The following is an 18,812-nucleotide window of genomic DNA, read 5'->3' as shown; positions in this document are numbered from 1 at the left end:
GGTGATGCCGCGCTACCGCTGCCCGGCCGCTGTCGGCCGTGCCGGGGTGCGACTACGCTAGCTGACTTGTGGAACCCGTCTACCGGACGATCATCGGTCTCGCCCGCACCGTTTTCTTCGTCGAAGGTCTGAAGTTCACTGTCCAGGGCGCGGAGAACATTCCCCGGTCGGGGGGCGCCGTGCTGGCGGTCAACCACACCGGGTACATGGACTTCACCTATGCCGGTCTGCCGGTGCGCACCCCCAAGCGCTACATCCGGTTCATGGCGAAGAAGGAAGTCTTCGACAACGCGATCTCGGGCCCGATCATGCGTGCGCTCAAGCACATTCCGGTCGACCGGGGCGCCGGGGCCGACTCCTACCAGGCCGCCGTGGAGTATCTGCGGCGCGGTGAACTGGTCGGGGTGTATCCCGAGGCGACGATCAGCCGCAGCTTCGAGATCAAGGAATTCAAGTCCGGCGCGGCGCGCATGGCGCTGGAGGCCGACGTGCCGCTGGTGCCGATCGTCATCTGGGGTGCGCAGCGGGTCTGGACCAAGGGTTTCCCGAAGCGCCTGGGCCGCACCAACACGCCGATCTCCATCGCTGTCGGCAAGCCGATCCAGCCCTACGAACCCGCCGCCGACCTCACCGCCGAACTCCGCGCCACCATGCAGAAACTCCTCCTCGAACTCCAGGAGGACTACGTCCACGAGCCCGGTGCCTACTGGGTCCCGGCCCGTCTCGGCGGCAGCGCCCCGACTCTCGAGGAAGCCGACGCCATGGACGCCGCCGAGATCGCCGAACGCGCGGCCAAGCGCAAGTCCGCCGAATAGCCGCGCGCGCCCGCCTGGCCGGTCAGGATGCCCAGGGGCCGATGCCGCCGACCTTGTCGATGCGGATGCGGGTCAGCAGGCCCGGCGGGGCGTCGGCGGGCGGGAAGTCGATGTCGGGCGCGGCGAGCGCCCGGGCCAGCTCGGTCAGCAGTTCCGGTGCGCCGCCTTCGACGACGCGGGCGGTACCCCGGATCGACAGGTAGGGCCGCATCACGTCGCCGGGTTCCGGGGACAGAATGGTCACCGCGACCCGGTTGTCTCGGCGGACATTTCGTACCTTCAGGTATTCGCCAAGGTGTGCCGTGACGAGTTCGTCGCCGTCCGGCGTCTGCTGGAGCGCCATCCAGACCACCGAAACCTGTGGGCTGCCATCGGAATTCAGGGTTACCAGGGTGGCTTCGGCACCGGCGCCGATCAATTCACGCGCGGATTCGTCGAGTCGCATGCGCCATAGTAACGCCGACCGGTCCGGTCACCCGGGGGCGCGGCAGGGTGTCGGGGCGGGTAGGTGACCGCGGACGAATTGGGCCGGTGGCACGCCCATCAGCGTGCGGAAGTCGGCAGTCAGATGGGATTGGTCGTAATACCCGGTCGCGCCGGCCAATTCGGCCCAGGGCGTGGTGCCCGCGTGGGCCAGGACGGTGCGGACCCGGTCGATGCGCGCGAAGTGTTTGGGGGAGACGCCGACACCGTCGATGAACAGGTTGCGGAGTTGGCGTTCGCTGACGGCGAGTTCGGCGGCCAGGGCGGGCACCGGAGTCGGTGCGGTGGACAGGGACGCGACTGCCCTGCGGAGCAGGCGGCGGTGCGCACGCCGCACCGGGTCGTCGGTGAGCCGCCGGGGCAGGACCTCGCTCAGGAACGGCAGCACCTCGGCGGGATCGAGTTCCAGCAGCTCGGGGCCGAGGTCGGCGGCCGGGCCGGGCAGCTCGGCCAGTGGGACCACGCGATCGGCCAGGTCGACGGCCCGGACACCGAGCAGCTCACGAGTGGCGCCCGGCGCAAGCCGCAGCCGCGTGCACCCGGCGGGCCGGTCGGTCCGCGTGTAGGTGGCCCGAGTCTGCGGACCGAGCACCAGCGCCCGCGCCCCCGCCGGCTCCCGGCGCAACACGATGGTCGTCGCCGTATGCGGTGCGTGCGTGAACGGTGCGGACACATCGGTCACGGTGGGAATATGCCCGATCTCGGTGATCCACCCGCGCAACGATTCCGGCGTCTCCATCACCCGCTCACCGAGATCCGCCGCCCCGCGCTGCACTGTGTTCACCCGATCAACTGTAGGCGGTATTCCGCGCCGCGAGCTGTGCCGAAATCTCCTATCCGTCGACCGCGGCGCAGCCGCCACCGGCCGGCTTGTGGACCGCTGTGCACAACTTCGTTGTCGTACGGGATGTGCCGGAATCTCCTATCGCCGGCGTACCGGCGGGCGGCAGGCTCGGATCATGATTCTGGTTACCGGTGCCACGGGCACCATCGGCAGTGAAGTTGTTCGGCAGTTGGCGGAGCGAGACGTGAAAGTGCGTGCGGTCACCCGGGACCCGGGGCGGGCGCAGGCTCCGGCGGGGGTCGAGGTGGTGCGTGGCGACTATCGGGACGGCGCGTCGATGGCGGCCGCCTTCGACGGGGCGGAGGCGGTCTTCCTGGTGAGTGTGCTCGGTCCCGACGATGTGAACACCGATCGCGCGCTGGTCGAGGCCGCTCGGGACGCCGGGGTGCGGCGGGTCGTGAAACTCTCCGCGATCGGGACGGGGGAGTCCGGTCTGGGCGATTTCAGCACCTGGCATCTGCCGGGGGAGAACGCGGTGCGCGACAGCGGCCTGGAGTGGACGGTGTTGCGGCCCAGCTCTTTCGCCTCCAACACGGTGAGCTGGGCCGAGGCGGTACGCGCGGGACAACCGGTGCCCAACCTGACGGGGGCTGGAACCCAGGGCGTCATCGATCCGCGTGATGTCGCCGCGGTCGCGGTGGAAGCGCTTGTGTCGCCCGCGCATTCGGGGCACCTGTACACGCTGACCGGGCCGGAACTGCTCAGCGGACCGGATCAGGCCGCGATCATCGGTGAGGTGCTCGGTTGCCCGGTCGCGGTCACCGATGTTCCGCACGAGATCGCCGCCGAACAGATGCGGGCGGCCGGAATGTCGCCGGAGTATGTGGATGGTGCGCTCGCGGGTCAGGCGTACGTGCGTTCGGGCGGCAATGCCGTTCTGACCGAGGACGTTCGAGTGGTGCTCGGGCACGCGCCGCGCGTGTATCGGGAGTGGGTTGCCGATCACCGAGGAGCGTTCGTCGCGGAGTGACGGTCAGCGATGTCGGACAGGTTCCGCGCCCGATGCGGGCTTCCGGCCGGATTCTGCGCGAAAATCCCACTCCCGATACGCTGACTCGATGATCAAGGTGGCGGTGTTCGACGTCGGCGAGACATTGATCGACGAGACGCGGATCTGGTCCCGCTGGGCCGATCGCCTCGGCGTGCCCAGGTTCGCGATGCTCGGGGTGATCGGCGGCATGGCGGCGACCGGCCGCCCGCTCAGCGACGCGTTCGAGGTGGTGGCGCCGGGTCTGGACGTGGAGGCCGAGCAGATCGCCTGGGCCGCTTCCGAACCCGAGGGCCTGCGGGTGAATTTCGACGCCGAGGACCTGTACCCGGATGTGCGCCGGGCGCTGGGCGAATTGCGCGAACGCGGGCTGCGGGTGCTGATCGCGGGCAACCAGCCGCCGCAGGCGAAGGCCGCGCTGGAACGCATGGACCTGCCGGTGGACGGCGTCCACACCTCCGCGGAATGGGATCTGGAGAAACCGGATCCCAAGTTCTTCCTGAAGGTCGCGGAGGTGGCGGGCGTGCGCCCCGAGCAGATCTGCTACGTCGGTGACCGCGTCGACAACGACGTCCTGCCCGCCCACGCCGCTGGCCTGCGACCGGTCCTGATCCGCCGCGGCCCCTGGGGCTACCTGCACGCCGAACTCCCGCAGGCCACCCGCTACGCCACGGTCATCGACACCCTCGACGATCTCCCCACCCTCCTGACCAGCGGATTTCTGAATTCGCCCGCCACCGGCTAAAGTTTCGGATCGCACGAGGGTGCCGGTTTCCGGCCCCGAACGCGTGCGGATGTAGCGCAGCTGGTAGCGCATCACCTTGCCAAGGTGAGGGTCGCGAGTTCGAATCTCGTCATCCGCTCCACGGTCCATTCGGGCCACATTCGTCGCTTTTTCTCCGTCGCGACATACGATCGCGCGATGACTCCAAATTGCTGGAAGATTGCTGTCGGGTTGACCGTGGCCGGGGCGCTGGTGGCGGGGTGTGCCGGGGATGACGGTTCCGAGGACCGGGTCGATGTCGGGGTGCTGGTCATCACCATGTTCGATCCCGAGCATCAGGCGTGGCTGGGGAAGGAGTCGCTGCCGGTCAGCCTGAAGGTGCCGACGGTGGGGAAACCGGTGCAGTGCAATGCCGATGGGCTGTGTGTGGTGGAGACGGGCCAGGGGAAGGCGAATGCGGCGGCCACGATGATGGCGGTGCTCGACAGCCCGAAATTCGATTTCTCCCGCGCCTACTTCCTGACCACCGGAATCGCCGGAACCCCGCCCGATCAGGGCACGCTCGGCTCGGCGGCCTGGGCACGCTGGGTGGTGGATTTCGATCTCGGCAACCATCTCGACCCGGTCGAGGCGCCCGAGGTGCCGTTCGGGTTCCGGCCGGTTGAGAAATACGACACCGCCGCCTACCACCTGGACGACGCTCTGGTGGACACCGCGTTCCGGCTCACCGAGAAGACCCGCCTGGCCGACAGCGAGGCCGCGGCCGCGGAACGCGCCGAATATCCGGGCCAGGCCGGGCGCACCCCGTCGGTCATGAAGTGCGACACCATGACCGGCGACGACTACTTCTCCGGCCGGACCCCATCGGCCACAGCCCGCTACATCATGGATGTCCGCACCGAAGGCCAGGGCACCTACTGCACCACCCAGATGGAGGACAACGCCACCGCCACCGCGCTGGCCCGCCACGGCTATCTCAACCGCTACCTGTCCCTGCGCACGGTCAGCAATTTCGATCAGCAGCATCCCGGCCAGACCGTGGTCGAACACCTCGACGCCGAAGGTGACGGTTTCCGGCTCGCGCTGGAGAACCTGTACACCCTGGGCCGCCAGGTCGCGGGCCACCTGCTGAAGAACCGCCCGCCGAGCCGCTGAGACGACGACGGGCGGACCGGCCGAAGCCGGTCCGCCCGTTGATCGGTCGCGGTTACCGCGCGGTGGAGCGGAAGCTCCGCAGGCGCAGGCTGTTGGTGACCACGAAGACCGAGCTGAAGGCCATCGCGGCGCCGGCCAGCATCGGGTTCAGCAGCCCCGCCATCGCCAGCGGGATCATGGCGATGTTGTAGGCGAAGGCCCAGAACAGGTTGCCCTTGATGGTGCCGAGGGTCTTGCGGGACAGGCGGATCGCATCCGCCGCCGCCCGCAGATCGCCGCGGACCAGGGTCAGGTCGCTGGCCTCGATGGCGACATCGGTGCCGGTGCCCATGGCCAGGCCGAGATCGGCCTGGGCCAGCGCGGCCGCGTCGTTGACGCCGTCGCCGACCATGGCGACCACCTTGCCCTCACTCTGCAACCGCTTGACGGTGTCGACCTTGTCCTGCGGCATGACCTCCGCGATGACCTCGTCGATGCCGACCTCGTCCGCGATGGCGCGGGCGGCGGCGGCATTGTCGCCGGTCAGCATGATCGGGGTCAGGCCGAGCGCCTTCAGCTGCGTGATCGCCTCGGCGGAGGTGGTTTTCACCGCGTCGGCGACCACCAGGACACCGCGCGCCTTACCGTCCCAGCCGACCGCGACAGCGGTCTTCCCGTCGGCTTCGGCGGTGTGCACCGCCCGCTCCAGGTCGGCATCCAGGTGCTGGGACCAGTCCGCGAGCAGCCGGACCCGGCCGACCAGCACCGCGTGCCCGTCCACCTGACCCTGCACGCCGAGCCCTTCGAGATTGGCGAAGTCCTGCACCGGCAGCAGCGCGCCGATCCGGTCGCGAGCGCCCTTGGCGATGGCCTGAGCGATCGGGTGTTCGGAGGAATCCTCCAGCGCGCCGGCCAGTTCCAGCACCCGGTCGGCGTTTTCACCGTCGGCGGCGACGACGTCGAGCAGGGTCATCCGGCCGGTGGTGACGGTGCCGGTCTTGTCCAGCACGATGGTGTCCACGCGCCGGGTGGATTCCAGCACCTCGGGGCCTTTGATCAGGATGCCGAGCTGGGCGCCGCGCCCGGTGCCGACCATCAGCGCGGTCGGCGTGGCCAGGCCCAGGGCGCAGGGGCAGGCGATGATCAGGACCGCGACCGCGGCGGTGAAGGCCGCGGCGACCGCGCCGCCGGTGCCGAGCCAGAACCCGAGCGTGGCCACCGCCAGGGCGATCACGATCGGGACGAAGATCCCGGAGATGGTGTCGGCCAGACGCTGGGCCTGGGCTTTGCCGTTCTGCGCGTCCTCGACCAGCTTCGCCATCTGCGCGAGCTGAGTGTCGGATCCGATTCTGGTGGCACGCACCACGATCCGGCCACCGACGTTCACGGTCGCGCCGACCACGGTGTCCTCGGGCCCGACCTCGACGGGCACCGATTCGCCGGTCAGCATGGACGCGTCGACCGCCGAGGAACCCTCGACCACGACGCCGTCGGTGGCGATCTTCTCGCCCGGCCGGACCACGAACCGGTCGCCGACGGCCAACTGCTCCACCGGAATCCGCTGTTCGCTGCCGCCGCGCAGCACGGACACCTCTTTGGCGCCCAGTTCGAGCAGCGCCCGCAGGGCCGCGCCCGCCCGGCGCTTGGACCGGGCCTCGAAGAAGCGGCCGGCCAGGATGAACGTGGTGACGCCCGCCGCGGCCTCGAGGTAGATGTTGCCGGTGCCGTCCATCCGGGAGATGGTGAACTCGAACGGGTGCTTCATCCCCGGTGTCCCGGCGGTGCCCCAGAACAGGGCGTACAGCGACCAGGCGAAGGCGGCGAGGGTGCCCATCGACACCAGGGTGTCCATGGTGGCGGCGCCGTGGCGCAGGTTGGTCCAGGCGGCCCGGTGGAACGGCAGCGCGCCCCACACCACCACCGGCGCGGCCAGCGTCAGCGAGAGCCACTGCCAGTTGCTGAACTGGAGTGCCGGAATCATCGCCATCGCGATGACGGGCACGGTGAGCGCGAGCGAGACCAGCAGCCGGGTCCGCAGCGCGGCCGCGTGGTCGGGTTCGGCGGCCGGTTCGGGCGTGCCTGCGGTGACCGGCGGTGCGGGCAGGGCCGCGGTGTAGCCGGTCTGCTCGACGGTGCTGATCAGGTCTTCGGCGGTGATGTCGCCGGTGAATTCGACGTGCGCTTTCTCGGTCGCGTAGTTGACGGTGGCGGTGACGCCGTCGAGCCGGTTGAGCTTCTTCTCGATGCGGTTGGCGCACGACGCGCAGGTCATACCGCCGATCACCAGTTCGACCTGCCCGGCGGACGGTTCAGTCACGGTGGTCATCGTAGGTTCCTTTCTCGATTCGGGGTGTGCGGCGGTGCGTGGATCAGTGCCCGTGGGGCTGTGCGGGCTCCGGAGCGGCGGGCTGTGGCGTGGCGGTTCGCGGCGCGGCGCCACCGACGCTGACGGTGAATTCGGCGGTCCGGACCTTTCCTTCGTGCTGGAAGTCGAGGAACAGGCGGTAGTCGCCGGGGCTCGGTGCCGTGACGTAGAAGGTGATGCCCGGTCCCGGTGCGGTGACGCCGTCACCGGGTGCGCCGTCGGGATGGACGTGCAGGTAGGCGAGGTCGGCGGTGCGCAGGGCGACCAGGTGGCCGTAGGCGCCGAGGTAGGGCTGTAGGTCGGTGACCGGTGCGCCGTTGCGGGCGACCGAGAGGGTGACCTTCGAGGCGGTGCCGGGTGTGATGTCGCCGTTCAGCGTGACCGTGTAGTCGCCGACCTTCGCGGTGGTGGCCGGTGCGGGCAGAGGCTGCGCGTCGTAGTTGCCCGCGACCCGCAGGTCGGCGCCGAGGGTGAGGTTCTCGCCGCCCTCGGGAGTGAAGTCGGCGAACACCCGGTAGTCGCCCGCGCGGGTGAGGTTCAGTGGGACGCTCCAGGTGCCGGCGGGGTCGAGCACCGGGTGGACGTGCTGGAAGGCGGCCATATCGCGGCGGACCACGATCAGGTGCAGATCCTTGTCGTGTGCCCGGGTGTATCGCGTGACCGGCTTGCCCGCGTTGTCGAGGATCTGGAACCGGACGGGGGTATCGGCCGCGGCGGGCGCCTGCGGGCTGTTCAGGGCCAGGGTGTAGCCGGATTCGGTGACCAGCAGTCCGCCGGGCAGCGTGTCCGCGGCGGGTGCGGGCGCGCCGTGCGCTCCGGTGTCGTGGCTGTCGGGCGTGGCCGGCTCCGGGCCGAGCAGGGCGCCGGCGCCGAGCGCGACCCCGAAGACGGCGGCCAGGCCGACGGTGAATCCGGCGAATTTGGCGGTGGTGTTCATCGGAATCGCTCCATTGTGGTCGGGCGGGATCGCGGGCCGGGCCCGCGATCCCGGCGGGTCATTCGGCGATCCGGTAGCCGGCTTCGGTGACCGCGGCGGTGATGGCGTCCCGGGTGACCGGGGCCGCGCTGCCGATGGTTACCAGGCCGCTGCCCAGGTCGATGTCCACGGAGCTGACGCCATCGATCTTGCCGACCGCGGTGCGGACGTTGTTGGCGCAGCCACCGCAGGTCATGCCCTTGACGGTGACAGTGGCGGTGCTGGTGGCGGTGCTCATGGTGTTCTCCTCCGAATGTGCCGGCGGCCCCTGCCGCCGATCTGAGAATTACCATACCCCCCTAGGGTATTTTGTCAACCCGATGGTTCTACGGAAACCTGAAAAGGCACACGCATGGCAGACTCGACACCGGGAGGAGGAGCGGGACATGACACAGCACAACGGCATACAGCGGTGGACGGCGCACGCCCTGCCCATCCGCACCGGCAAAGTGCTACTGCTGCATCGCAATCCGGCCCGGCCGATGGGCGGGCTCTGGGAAGTCCCCGGCGGCGATGTGGCACCCGGCGAGACACCGGCCGAGGCCGCCCGTCGCGAAGTAGCCACGGAAACCGGCCTGGACGTGCTGGTCACCGACGAGCTCACGCATTTCGTCAACCCCGACAGCGCCGGCCGCGCACTCGACTTCCACACCGTCACCTTCGGCTGCTTCGAAACCGAACTCGGCCGCGCGGTGCACCTGCCCGACGACGAGCACGACGAATTCGAATGGATGACCTACGAGCAGGCCACCCACGTCCCGCTGGTGTGGCACGTGCGCCGCACCCTGGACCACGCCGACGCGCTCGGCCTGCTGTCCTAGCTCGGGTCCGAACCGCGGATCGCGGACAGCCAGACGGCGGCCGCGAACGCCACACAGCAGGCGCCGGTGAACGCGGGCAGACCACCGCCGTCGACATACACCCAGAGCAGGGCGGCGAACGGCGCGGCGACCGCGGGCTGGGCGTCGAGCAGCAGCCGCCTGCGCCAGCGGGTGGCCACGCGCGCCAGAGCCGCCGATTCCGGGTCCGGCCGCGACGGATTGTCGATCAGGCGACCCGGAGGTTCGCTGCCGCGAGCCCGGCCCGAGGGGTACACGCGCAGCTCGCCCGCCCGGATCACCCCCTCGGCCGATGCGGCGTCGGTCTCGATCAGACTCAGCAGCGCCGGATCGAAATAGACCGGAAGCCACAGCGGATCGGTGTATTTCGAGGTGACCTCCAGCCAGGAGCGACTGACCAGCCGATGCTCCTGCCGAATCCGCCGTACCCGCACGGTGATCGGGTCCGGCAGCCCGCTCGGCAGCACACCGAACGCGGTCGCGGCCCGAAAAGCCGTGTAGCAGAGGATCAGTAGCGCCACCGTCGCCAGTGCCGCCACCTGGTTCGAAGTGGCGAACGGCGCCCACACGGTGCAGACCGCGAGGGCGCCGATCGTCACACCGGCCGGATAGGCCAGCGGGCTGGTCACTTCTGGAAGCCCACCGATGTGTAGTCGATGGACGCGATTCCGAATGCGCCGTAGTTGGCGAGATTGTCCCGCACCGCGACATTTCCCGACGATTGCGACATCGGCAGGGAGTGGCCCAGTTCGAAGATCATCCGGTCGGCCTGGTTGGCCAGCTCGATGGCCTTTTCGGGGTCGAGCTCGGAGATGACCTGCTCGATCAGCGCATTCAGCTCGGGTGAACCGATATGGCCCTTGTTGCTCTGCCAATTGGCCGGATCGTAGGAGTAGATCTGCGGCAGCGCACCGAGCGGGAAAGCGCTTCGGCTCCAGCTGAACTGGGTGAGATCGAAGTTACCGGGATCGATGACCTCGGTGAACAGGTTGTTGCCCGGATACGCTTCGATCACCAGCTTCACCCCGACCTGCGCCAGATTCTGCTGCACGATCTGTGCCATCTGCAACCAGGAATCCTGCTGGAACATGACATCCCGGAGCACGAGCTGCCGCCCGTCCTTTTCCCGGAACTCGCCATTGAGTTTCCAGCCCAGCTCGTCGAGCATGCGCGCGGCCGCCGCAGGATCGTAGGAGACGACAGCCGAATTGTCCTGATAGCCCTTCTGGCCGATCAGATAGACGTGGTTGTTGATGGGTTTGGGATCGATGACGATGCCGTTCTGGATTGCCGAGACGATGCTCTGCCGGTCGATCGCCTTCGAAATGGCCACGCGCAGCCGGGGATCCTCGAGAATCGAGCCGGGCGCACCGTTGAAGGTGATGTGGGAGTTGGCCGGCGCGGACGCACGGCGCACCAGGATGCCCGGCGAGTTCTTGGCGGTCTTGACCTCCTCGATACCGGAGACAGTGATCGCGTCGAGCTCATTGTTCTGCAGCGCGCCGAGCCGGGCGGACCAGTCCAGCACGCTGTAGGTGACCGTCTCCAGCTTGGGCGTTTCGCCCCACCACTTCGGGTTGCGGCTGAGCACGATGCGCTGCTGGCCGCGGTCGACGGAGGTGATCATGAACGGTCCGGCGGATTTCACCGGCGTCGATCGTGCGAGGTCGTCGAACGTCTGCGGTGACGCGTTGACCTCCTTCGGCATCAGCTGGCTGAACAGGCCGCGCCATTCCGCGTAGTGCTTGGTGAAGGTGACGATGGCCTGCCGGTCGTCGACGCCGCGCTCGACCTTCTCGATCCGGCTGTAACCCTGGGTCGCCGCGACCTGGTAGGCGGTGTTGCGGCCGCTCAGGGCCTCGGCCTGGGCGGCCATGTCCTCCCAGGTGATCGGGCTGCCGTCCGACCAGACCGCTTTCGGGTTGATGGTGTAGACGATCCGCTGGGGAGCGGTGCCGGTGAGTTCGATATCGGCGAAGAAGTCGCGATTGATCGTGAGCTCGCCGGCGGCGTTGCCGTTCACCGGCCCGGGCAGGGTCCAATCCTGCACCTCCGCGCCGTCGGCGTCGGAGTCGACATGGTGCGGGTTGAACGTGGCCGGAAAGCCGGTGATCGCCAAGCGCAGATGCCCGCCGTCTCGCACTTCGTCGCGGCTCTTGGGATTGATGTCGTTGCTGGAGCCGAGCGCGTTCGACTTCGCCTCGACCTCGCTATCGCCCCCGCACCCGGCCAGGACCAGTGAGATCACTGCGATCGGGGCCGCGAAAAGCCGCAGCCGTCGCGAATATTTACTGCTCACTTCACAAATCCGATCTTCGTGTAGTCATAGGACGCCAGCCCGTGCGATCCCATATTGGCCACCTCGGCCCGGACGCCGAAGGTGCCCGGATCCTGGGTGAGTGGTAGCGAGAACCCTTCCTCGAACAGTGCGCGATCGATCTCGTTGGCCAATTCGATGGCCTTACCCGGATCCAGTTCCGCGACCGCGCGATCGATGAGCGCGTTCAATTCGGGCGAGCCGATGCGGCCGTAATTGCCTTGCAGATCGGCCGGATCGTAGTAGTAGGTCTGCCGGACGCTGCTCATCGGGAAGGCGTCGCCCTGCCAGATGAACTGGGCGACATCGAAATCGCCCTTCTGGATGACATCGGGGAAGAAGCCGATGGCGGGCTTGGTGTCGATGGTGAGCTGCACGCCGACCGCCGCCAGATTCTGCTGGATGATCTGCGCGAGCTGCACCCAGAGCGGATTGTTGTACATGACGTCGCGGATGACGAGCCGCTTGCCGTCTTTCACGCGGAATTCACCGTCGAGTTTCCAGCCGAGCGCGTCGAGTTCCCGGGCCGCCGCGGCCGGGTCGAAACCGAGGCTGTTGTCCCGGTAGCCTTCCTGGCCTTCCAGGAAGACGTGATTGTTCAGTGGTTTCGGATTCTCGACCATTCCCATCTGCGTGGTGGCGGCGATGGCCTGCCGGTCGATGGCCTTGGAGATCGCGACCCGCAGCGCCGGATCGGCGAGGATGGAACCCGGTGCGCCGTTGAATGTGAGGTGCCGCCATCGGTTTCCGGGCGCCCGGCGGATCGCTATCTCCGGATTGCCGGAAATGGCCTTCACGTCCTCGATCGAGGAGAGCCGGGCCAGGTCGAGTTCGTTGTTCTGCAACGCACCCAGCCACGCCACCTGGTCGAGCACGCTGTAGGTGATGGTGTCGAGTTTGGCGGGTTCACCCCACCATTTCGGATCGCGTTCCAGCACGATGCGGGAGGTGCCGCGATCGATCGAACGGATCTTGAACGGTCCGGCGGTCGGGCCCATGGTGTCGACCAGGCTGTGGTTGAACGATTCCGGGTCGCGCGTCACCGATTTCGGGAACAGCGAGGCGTTTCCGGCGAGCTGTCCGCGCCATTCGCCGTACGGCTGGGAGAAGGTGAGGACGGCCTGCCGGTCGTCGGCGCCGCGCTCCACCTTCTCGACGAATTCGAAGCCGTTGGTGATGGCGATCAGGAAGCGTTTGTCGCGGCCGCTGAGCGCGTTGGCCTGGGATTGGATGTCCTCCCAGGTGATGGGGTTGCCGTCGGACCAGAACGCTTTCGGATTGATCGTGTAGGTGACCTGCTGCGGCGCGGTGTTCGTCAAGGCGACATCGACGAAATAGTCGGTGTTGACGCTGAGTTTGCCCGCGGCGTCGACGTGGAACGCGCGCGGCATCATCGGCCGTTGCAGATCGGCGATCTCGCCATTGTTGCCGTCGTTGGACAGCGTGTTCCAGTTGTCCGGCATGGCCGTCGTGGCCAGCCGCAGGTTGCCGCCGTCACGCACTTCGTCGCGCGGTTTCGGGTTGATGTCGCTGGTGGTGCCGAGGGCATCGGTCAGGCCCTCGGTAGCGGGATCGGTACCCGATCCGCATCCCGCCGCGACCAACCCGACCGCGACCAGCGCGGCCGCGCAACGCATTCGGCTCGCAAGGATCCGCATGGGCACTCCTGACTTATTCGGCGGTGACCGGTGTGGGTACCGCGTCGATGAGTTTGCGGGTGTAGGGGTGGGCGGGCGCCGCGAAGATCTGTTCGGCGGGACCGGATTCGACAATCTTGCCCTTGTACATGACGGCGATATCGTGGGCGAGATTGCGGACCACGGAAAGGTCGTGGGAAACGAACAGATACGACAGTCCGCGTTCGGCCTGCAGATCGCGCAGCAGGTTCAACACCCCGGCCTGGATGGACACGTCCAGCGACGAGACCGGCTCGTCGAGGACGAGGATCTGCGGGTCCAACGCGAGGGCGCGGGCGATGCTGATGCGCTGTTTCTGTCCGCCGGAGAAGTCCGCGGGGTATCGGTCGGCGTGTTCCGGGCGCAGCCCGACGAGTTCGAGGAGTTCTGGTACGCGGCGGGCGATTTCGGCGTGTGAGCGCCCGTCGATGCGCAGCGGTTCGGCCAGCGCGTCGTGGATCGGCAGGCGTGGGTCCAGCGAGGCGGTGGGGTCCTGGAAGACGATCTGCATGTGCCGGCGGATATCGCGCCGGTGCTGTTTGGTGAGGGCGGCGACATCGTGGCCCAGGATTTCGATGGTGCCCTGTTGCGGTTGGGCGAGCTCGAGGATCTGGGTGAGGGTGGTGGACTTCCCGGAGCCGGATTCGCCGACCAGGGCCAGGGTGCGTGCGGTACGGAGCTGGAAGGTGATGCCGTCGACGGCCCGGACCTCGCCGGTTCGGCGGCGGAACACGACCCCGGAGGTCAGCGGGAAGGTTTTGACCAGGTCGGTGACCGCCAGCACCACCTGCGGATCGGAGGCGTCGGCCGGATCCGGTTCGGCGATCTCACTGCGGTAGGCGGTGAACAGGTCGGCGGTATCGAGTTCCCCGGTGCGGATGCAAGCCGCGGTGTGCGCACCCGAGGTTCCGGCATCCGACGCCACCGCGGTGAGTGGTGGTTCGGCGGTACGGCATTCGTCGATCGCGACCGGGCAGCGCGGTGCGAACGAGCACCCGGGTGGCAGGGCGTGCATGGCCGGTGGTGTGCCCACGATCGGGATCAGTGGAACCCGGGGCGGTCCATCGATGCGGGGGATCGAGCCGAGCAGGCCGACGGTGTAGGGCATCCGGGGCGCGCGGAAAAGGCTTTCCGCGGTGGCGGTTTCGACGATCTTGCCCGCGTACATGACCGCGACCCGATCAGCGAGTGTGGCCGCGATGCCCATGTCATGGGTGATCATCACGACCCCGGCGCCGGTGATATCGCGCGCCTTGCGCAGTAGGTTCAGGATCTGGGCCTGCACCGTCACATCCAGCGCGGTGGTCGGCTCGTCACAGATGATCAGCTCGGGATCATTGGCGATCGCCATCGCGATCACCACGCGCTGACGCATACCACCGGAGAACTCGTGCGGAAATGCCTTGGCGCGCACCGTCGCATCGTCGATCCCGACCAGCTCGAGCAGCTCGACCGCCTTGGCGGCCGCCTCCTTCTTGCTCAGCTTGCCGTGCGCGAGCAGAGCTTCCGCGATCTGTTCACCGACCCGGTAGACCGGGGTCAACGCGGAGAGCGGGTCCTGGAACACCATGCTGATCGAACTGCCGCGCAACCTCGACAACTGGCGATCACCCAGGCCGAGCAGTTCGCGGCCGCGCAATCGGATCGAGCCCTGCACCCGGGCCTGTTCGGGCAGCAGACCGATCACCGCCAGCGACGACACTGACTTCCCGGATCCGGATTCACCGACGATGGCCAGGACTTCACCGTCGGCGACGGTGTAATCCACCCCGCGCACGGCCTCGATCCGGCCCTCCTCGCTGGGAAACGAGACCTGGAGATCGGTGACCTCGAGTAGCGGCGGCTTCTTCTCCAGGCTGGTCATCGGGCCTGCTTCCGTGCTCGTTTGGCGCTGGGGTCGAACGCGTCGCGCAGGCCGTCGCCGACGAGGTTGGCGCACAACACCGTCATTACCAGGAAACCGCCGGCGAACATGAACAGCCACGGGTAGGTCAGCGCCGATTTCGTGCCCGCCGCGATCAGCGAACCCAGCGACACATCCGGGGGCTGGACGCCGAATCCCAGGAAGCTCAGCCCGGTTTCGGCCATGATCGCCGAGCCCACGGTCAGGGTGGTGTCGATGATCAGAATCGAGGCGATGTTCGGGACGATATGCGACACGATCACCGTCCGCGTGGGCGCGCCCATATAGCGTGCGGCGCGGACGAATTCGCGTTCCCGCAGGCTCAGGGTGAGCCCTCGCACGATGCGGGCGCTGATCATCCACCCGAATGCGGCCAGCAACACGATCAGCAGCAGGATCGATCCGCTGCCCTTGGTGCGCGGCGCGAAGATCGCGATGATGATGAAACTCGGCACGACCAGCAGCAGATCGACCAGCCACATGATCGCCCGGTCGGTCCACCCGCCGAGCAGTCCGGCGACCGCACCGGCGGTGGCGGCGATGGTCGTCGAGATCAACGCCACGCAAATCCCGATGGTCAAAGATTTCTGGAGCCCGCGCAGGGTCTGCGCGAGCACGTCCTGCCCGATCAGGGTGGTGCCGAAGGGATGCTTTCCGGACGGCGGTTTCAGATAGGCGGCCGGGTCCATCTGCTGATAGTCGAACGCCAGGAACGGCGGCAGCGCATACGAAGTGATGAACAACGTGATCAGGATCACCGCACCGGTCACGGCGGGCTTGTTCCGCAGGAACCGCCGCCAGACGAGTTTGCGTCGCCCGGCCGCGGCGGGTGCGCCCTGGACGATGAGTTCGGTTTCAGTCACGACACACGCACCCTCGGGTCCAGAATTGCGTAGACGATATCGGAAAGCAGCCCGGAGACCAGGACCACCAGTCCGGCGAATGCGGTGACGGTGACCACGACGTAGATGTCCTGTGCGTTGATCGAGTCCAGCAGCCACTCGCCGACCCCGTGCCAGCCGAAGATCTTCTCGGTGAAGGTGGCCCCGGTGATCAACCCGCCGATGCTGTAGGCGAACAGGGTGGCCATGGGAATCAGCGCGGTCCGTAATCCGTGTTTGTACAGGGCTTTTCCGCGGGTCAAGCCTTTGGCGCGGGCGGTGCGGATGAAATCGCTGCCGAGCACGTCGAGCATGGCGTTGCGTTGGTATCGGGAGTAACCGGCCATCGCGCCCATCGCGAGGGCGAGGGTGGGCAAGACGAGGTGCTGGGCGCGGTCGAGCAGCTGGGGCCCGAAGCCGGTGATCTTCGTGGCGGAGGTCTCGCCGGTGTAGAGGAAGATCTGCTCGCCGGTCATCGAGTTGATTTCCAGCGCACCGTATTTCAACAGGGTCGCGAGCAGGAAGATCGGTGTGCTCAGCAGCAGCAGTGAGAACACGGTGGTGAAGTAGTCGCTGAATTTGTATTGTCGGATCGCCCCGGCCGCGCCGATCAACACACCGAGCACGGTCCCCAGGATCGAGCCGAGCAGCAGCAGGCGCAGACTGACCCCGATCCGGCGGCCGAGTTCTTCGCTGACGGGCTGACCGGCCAGGGTTTTCCCGAAATCGCCGGAGGGAATTCCGGCGAGCCAATTCACGTAGCGTTCCGGGATGGGGTCGTTGAGATGCAGTTCCTCGGCTTTGGCGTCGATCACCGATTGAGGTGGGCGGGGGCTGCGCTGCTCGAGGCTGTCGAGCGGGCGGAAGGTCAGCGAGGTCAGGGCGAAGGTGAGAAACGACGCCAACAACAGGAGCACGACGTAGTTGAGCGCGCGTCGTAGCAGGAAGCCGGTCATCAGTCCTCGTGGTCTCTCGCCAGGGCAATTTGGCACTGATCATAAGGAGAGACCAGCCCTTCGCGCAGGCGACCGAACCCCAGGCATGTCGCGACCCGCGGTTCAGCAGGGCCGTCGACTTCCGATTACGCTGAGCCTTTCAGCGTCTCGGAGGGGAAAATGGGTTACCCGCAGCAGTATCCAGGGCAGTACGAGCCGTATCCGGGCGGATACGCGATGCCGCCGGTGAAACCTGGTGGCGGCACGGCGATTACCGCGGGCGTGCTGGCCTCGATCGGTTCCCTTGTGCACGTCGTCGGTGGTGGTTACTCACTCGCGACCTTGTCGGTGCTCGCCGATGAGCTGGGCGAGATCGAGACCAGCACTCTCGACCAGCTCCGGACCTTCACCATCCTTACCTCGTCGGTCGGACTGCTGGCGGGCGCGCTGCTCGGAGTCGGCGCGGTGACCCTGTTCATGCGCAAGCCGATCGGGCGGATCCTGATCGCGTCGGGTTGCGGCCTGGTGATCGTGATGCAGCTGCTGTCCATGACCATGATGGCGACCATGTTCGGCGACCTGGACGATGACGGCGCGATCGTGGCGGTCGCCGGTGTCACGGGCGTGATCGGCATGATCTTCCCGATCATCACCCTGGTGCTGGTGCTGCTGCCACCCACCGCCCGCTGGCTGGCCTACCAGCCCGCACCGGCCGGCAACCCCTACGGTCAGCCGCCGATGGGATACGGGCAGCCGAACCCGTACGGCCAGAACCCCGCCGCCGGGTTCGCGCCGCAACCCGGCATTCCGCCTGCCGGGTTCGCGCCGCAGCCTGGCGTTCCGCCTGCGGGGTTCGCACCGCAGCCCGGCGTCCCCGCCGGTGGGTTCGCCCCGCAGCCCGGCTTCCCGCCCGCCGACTCCTTCGCGAATGCCCCCACCCAGTTGGGCCCCGGCGCGGCCCAGCCGGTCGACGAGGCCACGCAGGTGGTCGGCGGCGACCAGCGGGTCGGCCTGACCAAGCCCGAGGACGACCCGTGGCGACGCCCGAGCGCGTGAGTGCGACCGCGCCGAGACGGTTTTCCGGCAGGATGGAATAGGTGACTCGCCTGCACCTGCCCAAACCCAAGATGGTGGCCTCCGATGTGGACGGCACACTGATCGACCACGACGAGCGCGTGACCCCGCGCACCAAGGCCGCGATCGACGCCCTGATCACCGACGGTGTGCCGTTCGTGCTGGCCACCGGCAGGCCGCCGCGCTGGATCGACCCGGTGGTCGACGGGCTCGGCTACGCGCCGCTGTGCGTCTGCGGCAACGGCGCGGTGATCTATGACAGCGCCAGTGATTCCGTCCTGGCCAGCCGCACCCTCGATGTGGAGACGCTGTCCTGGATCGCCGATATCGCCGAGGCCGCGCTACCCGGCTGCGGTCTGGCCGCCGAACGGGTCGGCGCCCGCGCCCACGACGCGGTCACACCGCAGTTCGTGAGCTCGCCGCAGTACGAGCACGCGTGGCTGAACCCGGACGACACCATGGTCGCCCGGCACGAGGTGATCGATGCGCCCGCGATCAAGATGCTGATCCGGTTGCGCGGAACGCCCAGCGGTGAGATGCGCCGGGTGCTGGCCCCGCTGATCGGCGACCGCGCCGACATCACCTATTCCACCGATCACGGGCTGATCGAGTTGTCCGCGCCCGGTGTCACGAAGGCGTCCGGGCTGGCCATCGTCGCGCAGCGGCTCGGCGTCGAGCATCCCGCCATCATCGCCTTCGGCGATATGCCCAACGATGTGCCCATGCTGAGCATGGCGGGTCACGGTGTCGCCATGGCCAACGCGCACCCCGAGGCGATCGCCGCGGCCGACGAGGTCACCGGCACCAATGCCGATGACGGCGTCGCCCGGGTGCTCGAACGCTGGTGGTCCTGATCTC

General features: G+C 67.8%; 18 protein-coding genes and 1 tRNA gene. 8 read left to right on the top strand and 11 right to left on the bottom strand.

Going from position 1 to position 18,812, the window contains the following annotated elements; translation table 11 throughout:
* The first annotated feature begins 68 nt into the window (after positions 1–68).
* Positions 69–815, top strand: coding sequence for a lysophospholipid acyltransferase family protein (locus ACFVMC_RS05600; RefSeq protein WP_379207142.1), 747 nt, complete (start codon positions 69–71; stop codon positions 813–815).
* 22 nt (positions 816–837) lie between these two features.
* On the opposite strand, the gene ACFVMC_RS05595 is transcribed toward ACFVMC_RS05600, so the two are convergent.
* Positions 838–1,260 (bottom strand): PPOX class F420-dependent oxidoreductase, encoded by a 423-nt coding sequence (locus ACFVMC_RS05595; protein WP_379207141.1) that lies wholly within the window; start codon positions 1,258–1,260, stop codon positions 838–840.
* Between the two features lie 27 nt (positions 1,261–1,287).
* Entirely contained in the window at positions 1,288–2,082 is a 795-nt protein-coding gene (locus ACFVMC_RS05590) for a helix-turn-helix domain-containing protein (RefSeq protein WP_379207140.1), read from the bottom strand.
* Between the two features lie 175 nt (positions 2,083–2,257).
* On the opposite strand from ACFVMC_RS05590, the gene ACFVMC_RS05585 reads away from it, so the two are divergent.
* The 4 genes from ACFVMC_RS05585 (at position 2,258) to ACFVMC_RS05570 (ending at position 5,009) form a co-directional block, all read left to right on the top strand.
* A complete protein-coding gene (locus tag ACFVMC_RS05585) occupies positions 2,258–3,112 on the top strand; it encodes an NAD(P)H-binding protein (protein ID WP_379207139.1) in 855 nt (284 codons plus the stop codon).
* An 88-nt stretch (positions 3,113–3,200) separates the two neighbouring features.
* Positions 3,201–3,875, top strand: a complete 675-nt coding sequence (locus tag ACFVMC_RS05580; protein WP_379207137.1) for an HAD family hydrolase — start codon at positions 3,201–3,203, stop codon at positions 3,873–3,875.
* A gap of 45 nt (positions 3,876–3,920) precedes the next feature.
* Positions 3,921–3,996 (top strand) — tRNA-Gly (locus ACFVMC_RS05575).
* 56 nt (positions 3,997–4,052) lie between these two features.
* A complete protein-coding gene (locus ACFVMC_RS05570; RefSeq protein WP_379207135.1) occupies positions 4,053–5,009 on the top strand; it encodes a purine-nucleoside phosphorylase in 957 nt (318 codons plus the stop codon).
* A gap of 52 nt (positions 5,010–5,061) precedes the next feature.
* Here the strand turns inward: ACFVMC_RS05570 and ACFVMC_RS05565 are convergent, their stop codons facing one another.
* The 3 genes from ACFVMC_RS05565 to ACFVMC_RS05555 are packed head-to-tail and all read right to left on the bottom strand — an operon-like array spanning position 5,062 to position 8,567.
* Positions 5,062–7,314, bottom strand: coding sequence for a heavy metal translocating P-type ATPase (locus ACFVMC_RS05565; protein WP_379207134.1), 2,253 nt, complete (start codon positions 7,312–7,314; stop codon positions 5,062–5,064).
* A 43-nt stretch (positions 7,315–7,357) separates the two neighbouring features.
* The gene (locus tag ACFVMC_RS05560) at positions 7,358–8,290 is read right to left on the bottom strand and encodes a hypothetical protein (RefSeq protein ID WP_379207132.1); all 933 of its coding nucleotides are present in this window, start codon (positions 8,288–8,290) and stop codon (positions 7,358–7,360) included.
* A 58-nt stretch (positions 8,291–8,348) separates the two neighbouring features.
* On the bottom strand, positions 8,349–8,567 hold the full coding sequence (locus tag ACFVMC_RS05555) for a heavy-metal-associated domain-containing protein (RefSeq protein WP_379207130.1): 219 nt from the start codon (positions 8,565–8,567) through the stop codon (positions 8,349–8,351).
* 148 nt (positions 8,568–8,715) lie between these two features.
* Here ACFVMC_RS05555 and ACFVMC_RS05550 point away from each other — a divergent pair, with 148 nt between their 5' ends.
* A complete protein-coding gene (locus tag ACFVMC_RS05550; RefSeq protein WP_379207128.1) occupies positions 8,716–9,150 on the top strand; it encodes an NUDIX hydrolase in 435 nt (144 codons plus the stop codon).
* On the opposite strand, the gene ACFVMC_RS05545 is transcribed toward ACFVMC_RS05550, so the two are convergent.
* Genes ACFVMC_RS05545 through ACFVMC_RS05520 form a run of 6 tightly spaced genes read right to left on the bottom strand, consistent with a single transcriptional unit; the run spans position 9,147 to position 16,901 of the window.
* Positions 9,147–9,797: a hypothetical protein gene (locus tag ACFVMC_RS05545; RefSeq protein ID WP_379207126.1), complete on the bottom strand. Its 651-nt coding sequence runs from the start codon at positions 9,795–9,797 to the stop codon at positions 9,147–9,149. The two genes, ACFVMC_RS05550 and ACFVMC_RS05545, sit on opposite strands and share 4 nt — an antisense overlap.
* The gene (locus ACFVMC_RS05540; RefSeq protein WP_379207124.1) at positions 9,794–11,467 is read right to left on the bottom strand and encodes an ABC transporter family substrate-binding protein; all 1,674 of its coding nucleotides are present in this window, start codon (positions 11,465–11,467) and stop codon (positions 9,794–9,796) included. The genes ACFVMC_RS05545 and ACFVMC_RS05540 overlap by 4 nt, the downstream gene beginning before the upstream one ends.
* Positions 11,464–13,143 (bottom strand): ABC transporter family substrate-binding protein, encoded by a 1,680-nt coding sequence (locus ACFVMC_RS05535; RefSeq protein WP_379207122.1) that lies wholly within the window; start codon positions 13,141–13,143, stop codon positions 11,464–11,466. Before ACFVMC_RS05535 ends, ACFVMC_RS05540 begins: the two co-directional genes overlap by 4 nt.
* Positions 13,144–13,156: 13 nt before the next feature.
* Positions 13,157–15,025 (bottom strand): dipeptide ABC transporter ATP-binding protein, encoded by a 1,869-nt coding sequence (locus ACFVMC_RS05530; RefSeq protein WP_379207120.1) that lies wholly within the window; start codon positions 15,023–15,025, stop codon positions 13,157–13,159.
* The gene (locus ACFVMC_RS05525) at positions 15,022–15,927 is read right to left on the bottom strand and encodes an ABC transporter permease (RefSeq protein WP_379207118.1); all 906 of its coding nucleotides are present in this window, start codon (positions 15,925–15,927) and stop codon (positions 15,022–15,024) included. The genes ACFVMC_RS05530 and ACFVMC_RS05525 overlap by 4 nt, the downstream gene beginning before the upstream one ends.
* Complete coding sequence (locus ACFVMC_RS05520) at positions 15,924–16,901, bottom strand: ABC transporter permease (protein WP_379207116.1); 978 nt, start codon at positions 16,899–16,901, stop codon at positions 15,924–15,926. The genes ACFVMC_RS05525 and ACFVMC_RS05520 overlap by 4 nt, the downstream gene beginning before the upstream one ends.
* A gap of 159 nt (positions 16,902–17,060) precedes the next feature.
* On the opposite strand from ACFVMC_RS05520, the gene ACFVMC_RS05515 reads away from it, so the two are divergent.
* Together ACFVMC_RS05515 and ACFVMC_RS05510 are read left to right on the top strand one after the other, a co-directional pair.
* On the top strand, positions 17,061–17,936 hold the full coding sequence (locus tag ACFVMC_RS05515; protein ID WP_379207115.1) for a hypothetical protein: 876 nt from the start codon (positions 17,061–17,063) through the stop codon (positions 17,934–17,936).
* 71 nt (positions 17,937–18,007) lie between these two features.
* Complete coding sequence (locus ACFVMC_RS05510; RefSeq protein ID WP_379207846.1) at positions 18,008–18,808, top strand: HAD family hydrolase; 801 nt, start codon at positions 18,008–18,010, stop codon at positions 18,806–18,808.
* Positions 18,809–18,812 lie beyond the last annotated feature (4 nt).

Origin of the sequence: Nocardia sp. NPDC127579 (assembly GCF_042672005.1) — a bacterium.
Lineage (GTDB): Bacteria > Actinomycetota > Actinomycetes > Mycobacteriales > Mycobacteriaceae > Nocardia.
This window is presented reverse-complemented; position numbering and strand designations above follow the sequence as displayed.

Coding starts and splice junctions, on each gene's coding strand:
- ACFVMC_RS05595 (WP_379207141.1), bottom strand. CDS start 1,260: ATGCGACTCGACGAATCCGCGCGTGAATTGATCGGCGCCGGTGCCGAA.
- ACFVMC_RS05585 (WP_379207139.1), top strand. CDS start 2,258: ATGATTCTGGTTACCGGTGCCACGGGCACCATCGGCAGTGAAGTTGTT.
- ACFVMC_RS05580 (WP_379207137.1), top strand. CDS start 3,201: ATGATCAAGGTGGCGGTGTTCGACGTCGGCGAGACATTGATCGACGAG.
- ACFVMC_RS05570 (WP_379207135.1), top strand. CDS start 4,053: ATGACTCCAAATTGCTGGAAGATTGCTGTCGGGTTGACCGTGGCCGGG.
- ACFVMC_RS05565 (WP_379207134.1), bottom strand. CDS start 7,314: ATGACCACCGTGACTGAACCGTCCGCCGGGCAGGTCGAACTGGTGATC.
- ACFVMC_RS05560 (WP_379207132.1), bottom strand. CDS start 8,290: ATGAACACCACCGCCAAATTCGCCGGATTCACCGTCGGCCTGGCCGCC.
- ACFVMC_RS05555 (WP_379207130.1), bottom strand. CDS start 8,567: ATGAGCACCGCCACCAGCACCGCCACTGTCACCGTCAAGGGCATGACC.
- ACFVMC_RS05550 (WP_379207128.1), top strand. CDS start 8,716: ATGACACAGCACAACGGCATACAGCGGTGGACGGCGCACGCCCTGCCC.
- ACFVMC_RS05535 (WP_379207122.1), bottom strand. CDS start 13,143: ATGCGGATCCTTGCGAGCCGAATGCGTTGCGCGGCCGCGCTGGTCGCG.
- ACFVMC_RS05530 (WP_379207120.1), bottom strand. CDS start 15,025: ATGACCAGCCTGGAGAAGAAGCCGCCGCTACTCGAGGTCACCGATCTC.
- ACFVMC_RS05520 (WP_379207116.1), bottom strand. CDS start 16,901: ATGACCGGCTTCCTGCTACGACGCGCGCTCAACTACGTCGTGCTCCTG.
- ACFVMC_RS05515 (WP_379207115.1), top strand. CDS start 17,061: ATGGGTTACCCGCAGCAGTATCCAGGGCAGTACGAGCCGTATCCGGGC.
- ACFVMC_RS05510 (WP_379207846.1), top strand. CDS start 18,008: ATGGTGGCCTCCGATGTGGACGGCACACTGATCGACCACGACGAGCGC.